The sequence below is a fragment of the Oleiphilus sp. HI0123 genome, from assembly GCF_001635315.1.
In genome coordinates this window covers 1-654 of sequence record NZ_LWGE01000729.1, presented here as the reverse complement: position 1 = coordinate 654, position 654 = coordinate 1, and the positions used below count along the sequence as shown (strand labels likewise).

Annotated in this window: 1 protein-coding gene; it reads left to right on the top strand. The window is 44.8% G+C overall.

Annotated features, from left to right (window positions below; translation table 11 throughout):
- Positions 1-654 (top strand): hypothetical protein (locus A3761_RS27195; protein WP_197472902.1); only part of this gene is annotated, 654 nt, incomplete at both ends.

The following is a 654-nucleotide window of genomic DNA, read 5'->3' as shown; positions in this document are numbered from 1 at the left end:
TCGGGCTTCCTAATTTCTACGTTGACCAACAAAACCTTCACTCCTTCAAAGCCCAGACTCAACTGAGGCAAGATGATGCCAGAATCAACGAGTTACTAGGTGGCACCGTACCAGTGAACGTATGGATAAGCTCAGATGAGCAAAATGGCATCCTTTCTCCTGAGGTATTACGAGTGATAGAAAAACTCGAAGCGCAAGCTAAGCGTCATGATGCAGTTGGCTACACAAGCTCAATATCTGGTTTTATCAAACAGCTACACAAAACCTTATCGCCCAATGATGACAAGATACAAAGCTCAGAGCTAAGTCCGGAGCTTATATCCCAATATTTATTTTTGTTAGAGGGCGGCCCCTCACGAGACCTTGAGTCTATTGCCAAAGTGGGCCCTTACAATGAAACTCGCGTGGTAATCATGTCCAAAACAGATGGCTCCAAGCAGTTACAGCAACTGTTAGACGATCTAGGCCCTATTGCTGAAACCTTACCTGAAGGGGTTTCGTTTAGATTCACCGGCTACGGGAGTATGAATGCTGCCGCCTCAAAAGAAATTATCCAAGGACAACTTTCCAGCATTATCATTTCGGTTGTCGGACTTTTATTGGTTTTGTGCACGATCTACCGCTCAATCCGTATTGGAATAATCGCTATCTTCC